This window comes from Desulfobacterium sp. N47 (assembly GCF_051233685.1).
Classification (GTDB): domain Bacteria; phylum Desulfobacterota; class Desulfobacteria; order Desulfobacterales; family RPRI01; genus RPRI01.
The window spans coordinates 1-5,885 of the sequence record NZ_JBAMMY010000238.1 but is presented as its reverse complement, the minus strand read 5'-3'; the positions used below and the strand labels follow the sequence as shown (position 1 = coordinate 5,885).

Genomic DNA, 5,885 nt, shown 5'->3' with positions numbered 1-5,885 from the left:
AATAGTGATACCTTCGCTCTGTGGGGGTAATCCCATATTGCCCTCCTTGTGTATGGTTAGTTTGTCAAAACTATTATTACCATAAAAGGGAGGGCAATTTTTGCTATTTCATGCCCAAGGTCTCTCTTTTTCTACGCTACCAAAATTTTAATTATTTTTCCGTTACGAACCGATAGTTTCATCTTATGTTATTCAATCTGTTAATATTGTTTTTAGAATAACCCTGTACATAGTGAACAATAATCATAAAATTCATTTTCACCTTGCGTGAACTAAAAGCTTTTAGAACAAGTTGTTATACAGAGCTTAGCATATCAGGCTGTTCGTATAGTAATTTAATACACCTTTATAAATTGGTTATCTGCCGGAAGGCTTATTGCACTTCACTTCCGCACAATATCTTACAGCAGAAAAAATGATTGACATATAGCTTTAACTTTCCTATATATTCTGGCCATTGTAAAGCACTATATTATCATCATAATGATAATTAAAGAAGAATTAGAAAATGCATAGAAAATATATGTAGAGGAGGTGAAGTGTCTTTAAGGTTTTTTAGTATTTTTGTATGATAAATAAATAAACAATAAAGGGGGTTTTAAAATGAGTGCAACTATACAATTTGCATTAGGATGCGGTATATTAGGCGTTATATACGCAATTATGACTGCAATCTGGGTGTCAAAGCAGGACGCAGGAAATGCTAAAATGCAGGAAATATCAAATGCAATTAAAGAGGGCGCATATGCATTTCTTGGACGTGAATATAAGACAGTAGCAGTAGTTGCTGTATTGCTGGTTATCCTTATTTCTGTATGTGGCCTCGGCAAATGGACGGCCATCGGTTTTATCATTGGCACTGTTGGTTCAGCGCTGGCTGGCTTTGTTGGTATGTGGGTTACTGTTAGAGCTAACGTACGTACCACACAGGCGGCAAGCAGAGGTCTCCAGGCTGCTCTCGGCCTTGCCTTTAAAGGTGGCTCGGTAACAGGAGTTATGGTTGTTGGCCTTGGAATTATTGGACTTGCCGGTTTTTATTACATAGCAAAAGCGGCTGATCCCGAGCATGCATCCCATGCTCTGATAGGTCTTGGATTCGGATGCTCACTTATGAGCGTTTTTGCCCGTATTGCAGGCGGCATCTATACAAAGGCTGCCGACGTCGGAGCTGACCTTGTTGGTAAAGTTGAAGCCGGAATTCCTGAAGATGATCCCAGAAATCCTGCTGTTATTGCAGACAATGTTGGTGACAATGTAGGCGACTGCGCAGGCATGGCAGCAGACCTTTATGAAACTTATACTGTTACCCTTGTTGCGGCTATGCTGCTTGCAAAAACGGTTTTCGGCGACAATAGTCCCTGGATAGAGTTTCCGTTGATGCTTGGCGGAATCTCGATCATTGCTTCAATTATCGGAACATTTGCAGTAAAGCTTGGCAAAAAGCAGTATATCATGGGCGCTTTATACAAAGGGCTTGCTGTTTCAGGCATACTTGCCGCAGTGGCATTTTATATTGTGACAGGCAGTTTCCTGAAAACTTTGCCGGCAGATACAATTGCTAAATATCCGTCATTTACACAGATGAACGTTTTTCTGATGGCGCTCATTGGCCTTGTGTTAACAGGCCTGATTGTTGTTATCACAGAGTATTTTACTGCCAAAGAATATAGCCCGGTACAACACATTGCAAAAGCCAGCCTTACCGGTCATGGAACAAACGTTATCGCAGGTCTTGCTGTAAGCATGAAAGCTACTGCTGCACCGGTTATAGTAATTGTGTTATCAATCCTTGGTGCCTATAAATTAGGTGGTGGTTTTGACGGTTCTGCCAGTGGCGGTCTTTTCGCTATCGCTCTATCCGCTGTTTCCATGCTTTCGATGACTGGTATCGTAGTTGCTATCGACTCTTACGGTCCTATTACGGACAACGCAGGCGGTATTGCCGAAATGTCCGGACTGCCCGAAGAGATCCGCAACATTACGGATCCGCTGGATGCTGTAGGAAATACAACAAAGGCTGTAACAAAAGGCTACGCGATAGGTTCAGCCGGACTTGCGGCTATTGTACTTTTTGCCGAATACTCGCGTGCATTTACTGATAAAGGTATTGATAACGTAATTGTTTTTGACCTTTCAAACCCGATGGTTCTGGCAGGCCTTTTCATCGGCGGCCTTCTTCCTTATTATTACGGATCTCTTCTTATGGAGGCTGTCGGCAAAGCAGCAGGAAGCATTGTGGAAGAGGTTAGAAGACAGTTCCGTGAAATCCCGGGTATTATGGAATATAAGGCAAAACCGGAATACGGCAAGTGTGTTGATATTGTAACAAAAGGCGCAATAAAGCAGATGATGCTTCCTGCTCTTATTCCTGTTGTTGTTCCTATCGCGGTTGGTTTTACCCTCGGCAGGGAAGCTCTCGGCGGAGTTCTTATAGGAAGCATTCTGACCGGTCTTTTCCAGGCAATAGCCATGACAAGCGGCGGCGGTGCATGGGATAATGCCAAAAAATCTTTTGAAGACGGCGTTACCGACGACAAGGGTGTTGTGCACAAAAAAGGCAGTGATGGTCACAAAGCATCCGTCACGGGTGATACAGTAGGCGATCCTTACAAGGATACAGCCGGTCCTGCCATTAACCCGATGATCAAGGTTATCAACATCGTTGCTCTATTGATTGTTCCTTTAATGATGATGATGGGTAAATAAATATAGTTGTATTGTATATTAAAAAGGCCGTTCTTTTATAAAGAACGGCCTTTTGCATTATTTGGTTTTTTTATTAAAACCACATTAAATGTCATCAAATTAAACCCATATATAACATGATAAATTATCCCAAAAAAGTCAGGGCATTAGGTCTTTGTTCGGGTGGACTGGACAGCATTTTGGCCGCATTGATTCTGCGTAAACAACAGATTGAAGTTGAATGGATAACTTTTGAAACTCCGTTTTTTTCTTCACAAAAGGCAATAAATGCTTCAAAAATAACCGGCATCCCTTTAACTGTAAAAAATATTACTGAAGTATACATGAAAATGCTGAAAAGTCCGCATTGCGGATATGGAAAAAATATGAATCCATGCATAGATTGCCATTCTTTAATGTTTGAAATAGCAGGCAGCCTCATGAAACAAAAAGGGATTGATTTTCTTTTCAGCGGGGAAGTTTTAGGCCAGCGGCCTATGTCTCAGACATCATCCTCACTCAGATATGTGGAAAAGCACTCCGGTTATGAAGGTTATATACTAAGGCCATTATCTGCAAAAAGAATAGCCCCGACAATACCCGAGAAAGAAGGGCTTGTTGACAGGGAGCTTTTACTTGATATTACAGGAAAATCGAGGAAGATTCAGATAGCTCTTGCAGCAGAATTCGGTATTTCAGATTATCCTGCTCCTGCAGGAGGCTGCCTCCTGACAGACAGGGAATTTTCCAAACGGTTAAAAGATCTTTTTTTAAACCAGGAAAATTATTTGGAAAACGAATTGCATTTATTAAAATTTGGCAGGCATTTTAGAATCAATAAAAGCACAAAAATAATTGTCGGGAGAAACAAGTCCGATAATGATAATATTGAAAAGTTGTTTAATCCGTCTTCGGATATTATATTCAAAATAAATGACTTTCCGGGACCGTTGGCGATAATACCAAATGGTGGAAGCAATGAAGCAATAATACTTGCGGCATCTATATGTGCAGGATACAGCAAAATACCTGAATTAGAACAAATAAACGTTACAGTAAGCACTCCTGCAGGCAGCAGAATCATAAAAGTTCTTGCTATTCCTCCAGGCAAAATAAAGCATCTTATGATACAGTAATATAATTTGGTTCAGCAATTTCTCGCCCTGAGTTGACCGCAGGCTGCAGAAATATCCTGCCCCTTGCTGTTCCGGATTACAGCAGTATAATTTTCATTTAGCAGAATATTCAGAAAATGATGGATTACAGACTCTTCCGGCCTTTTAAATTCACTTGTTTCGTATTCATTAAAAGGAATCAGATTTATTTTTGATTTAACAGGCCTTAGCAGTTTTGCAAGGCGGTTTGCATCAGCCGGAGAATCATTTACTCCTTTAATAAGAATATATTCAAAAGTTATCCTGTTTCTGGGTTTTAAATCATATGTACGGCATGCCTCAATCAGCTCTTTGACAGGATATTTTCTGTTAATCGGCATAAGCATGTCTCTTGTGCTATTATCAGCGGCATTTAGCGATATTGCCAGATTAACTCCTGCATCCTTTCCAAGATCTTTTAAAAAAGGAACAAGCCCTGCTGTTGAAATGGTAATCTTTCGTTTCGAAAAACCAAGGCCGGTGTCTTTTGCCGAAATTGTATCTATTGCTTTTATAACATTTTTATAGTTTGCAAGAGGTTCGCCCATTCCCATGAATACAATATTAGAAAGACGTAATTTTTCTCCTGCGACATCGTTTTGGATATCACGAACCTGAGATACGATTTCAGCTTTTGTAAGATTTCTGGCAAAACCACCTTTTGCTGTTAAACAAAACCTGCATCCCTGAGCACATCCAACCTGACTTGAGATGCATAAAGTATAATGATTCTTTTCAGGAATAAGCACGCTTTCGATATAATTTCCGTCTGTTAATCCGAAAAGATATTTTTTTGAACCATCACTGGATATTTCAACCTTTTGTTTATTCAGGCGGTTTATCGTATAGTGATTTAAAAGAAGCTTTCGCAATTCAAGTCCGATATCTGTCATTTCTTCAAAAGTATCAACCTGTTTCGAATATATCCACTTGAAGATCTGGTGAGTTCTGTAAGCTTCAATTCCCATTTCTTTCAGCCAGAAAGAAAATTCATCTTTTGTAAGTTCAATTATATTTTTTTTTGACTCTGAATTCATAAATAATATCTTTTATATTGCCAAGTTTAAAACCTATAAAAAACCATAATAAAAACTACTCAATAAATCTCAATTAATTGGGTGCCTTTGATTATTATTTTGTCAGATAAGATCAAATAATAGTTTGATCTTATTATAAGTCCTGCCATTGTGATTCGGAGCATTTTAAATAATATATAACTTAAGATCCCCTTGTTCAGGATCAATCAAGATGATAAAATAAATCAATAAAGTGCACAAATTGTGTCTGATAATCCCTTAAAAGCTACAATCCGGAAGACAACATTGATAATTTCACAGCATTATATTTAAATTGAACAGTCTATAACTTTTTTATCTCAATGTTGCAATAACAGAAGGCAGCACTTATCGTTTTTAACAAAGCCATCTTGTTCAGAGGAGTTTTATAATTGGGAAAAACGGAAGAAAAAATAAAACCATTCAGACTCGTGAAATATTTTTCTTTTTCAAGTATTATAGTTTTGTTTGCTGGTATTTTGGTGCTGACAGCCTTGAATACTCACTGGATTAGAAAAACACAGCTAAAAAAGAGTGAAGAATATGCGTTTCTCATTGCTGCCAATCTGAATAATCAGCTTTTTATGCAATTTTTTATTCCGGTTTCACTGAAATACGGAAAGATACAGCTCAGAAATAAAGAACAATCTCAAATTATAGATAATGTTATCCGCGGGACTCTCCACGGGTACAAAGTTGATAATGTTACAATATATGGTGTTGAAAGAAATGTGATTTCATACAGTTTCGATAAAAATCTCTTGGGAAAAGAAAATTTAGGCGGTCAGGAATATTATAGAGCACTTTCAGGTGAGCCAACAACAAAGTTGGTTCAAAAAGGCAATTATTTTCAGTAGTGTCCGGTTAAGTTTTTGCATGTTATATGGGATAAAAAAATTATAAAAATGTTTATTTTTTGCTTGACAAAGCAGATAAAAAATTTTTGTCGCCTTGTTATAAATTATAATTATAATAAGGAGTTAAGACAAAA

At 38.2% G+C, this 5,885-nt stretch carries 4 protein-coding genes; 3 read left to right on the top strand and 1 reads right to left on the bottom strand.

Translation table 11 applies throughout. The features are described from left to right. Positions 1-603 precede the first annotated feature (603 nt). Both VXK47_RS15365 and VXK47_RS15360 read left to right on the top strand, forming a co-directional pair. The gene (locus VXK47_RS15365) at positions 604-2,706 is read left to right on the top strand and encodes a sodium/proton-translocating pyrophosphatase (RefSeq protein ID WP_435549668.1); all 2,103 of its coding nucleotides are present in this window, start codon (positions 604-606) and stop codon (positions 2,704-2,706) included. A 116-nt stretch (positions 2,707-2,822) separates the two neighbouring features. After that, positions 2,823-3,821, top strand: a complete 999-nt coding sequence (locus VXK47_RS15360; RefSeq protein ID WP_435549667.1) for a tRNA 4-thiouridine(8) synthase ThiI — start codon at positions 2,823-2,825, stop codon at positions 3,819-3,821. Positions 3,822-3,832: 11 nt separating this feature from the next. Here VXK47_RS15360 and rlmN read toward each other — a convergent pair whose 3' ends face one another. Further along, a complete protein-coding gene (gene rlmN, locus VXK47_RS15355) occupies positions 3,833-4,876 on the bottom strand; it encodes a 23S rRNA (adenine(2503)-C(2))-methyltransferase RlmN (RefSeq protein WP_435549666.1) in 1,044 nt (347 codons plus the stop codon). Between the two features lie 410 nt (positions 4,877-5,286). Here rlmN and VXK47_RS15350 point away from each other — a divergent pair, with 410 nt between their 5' ends. Beyond that, complete coding sequence (locus tag VXK47_RS15350) at positions 5,287-5,751, top strand: hypothetical protein (RefSeq protein ID WP_435549665.1); 465 nt, start codon at positions 5,287-5,289, stop codon at positions 5,749-5,751. The last annotated feature ends 134 nt before the right edge of the window (positions 5,752-5,885 follow it).

Excerpts from the sequence above, each read along its gene's own strand:
- rlmN (WP_435549666.1), bottom strand. The coding sequence starts at position 4,876 with ATGAATTCAGAGTCAAAAAAAAATATAATTGAACTTACAAAAGATGAA.
- VXK47_RS15365 (WP_435549668.1), top strand. The coding sequence starts at position 604 with ATGAGTGCAACTATACAATTTGCATTAGGATGCGGTATATTAGGCGTT.
- VXK47_RS15360 (WP_435549667.1), top strand. The coding sequence starts at position 2,823 with ATGATAAATTATCCCAAAAAAGTCAGGGCATTAGGTCTTTGTTCGGGT.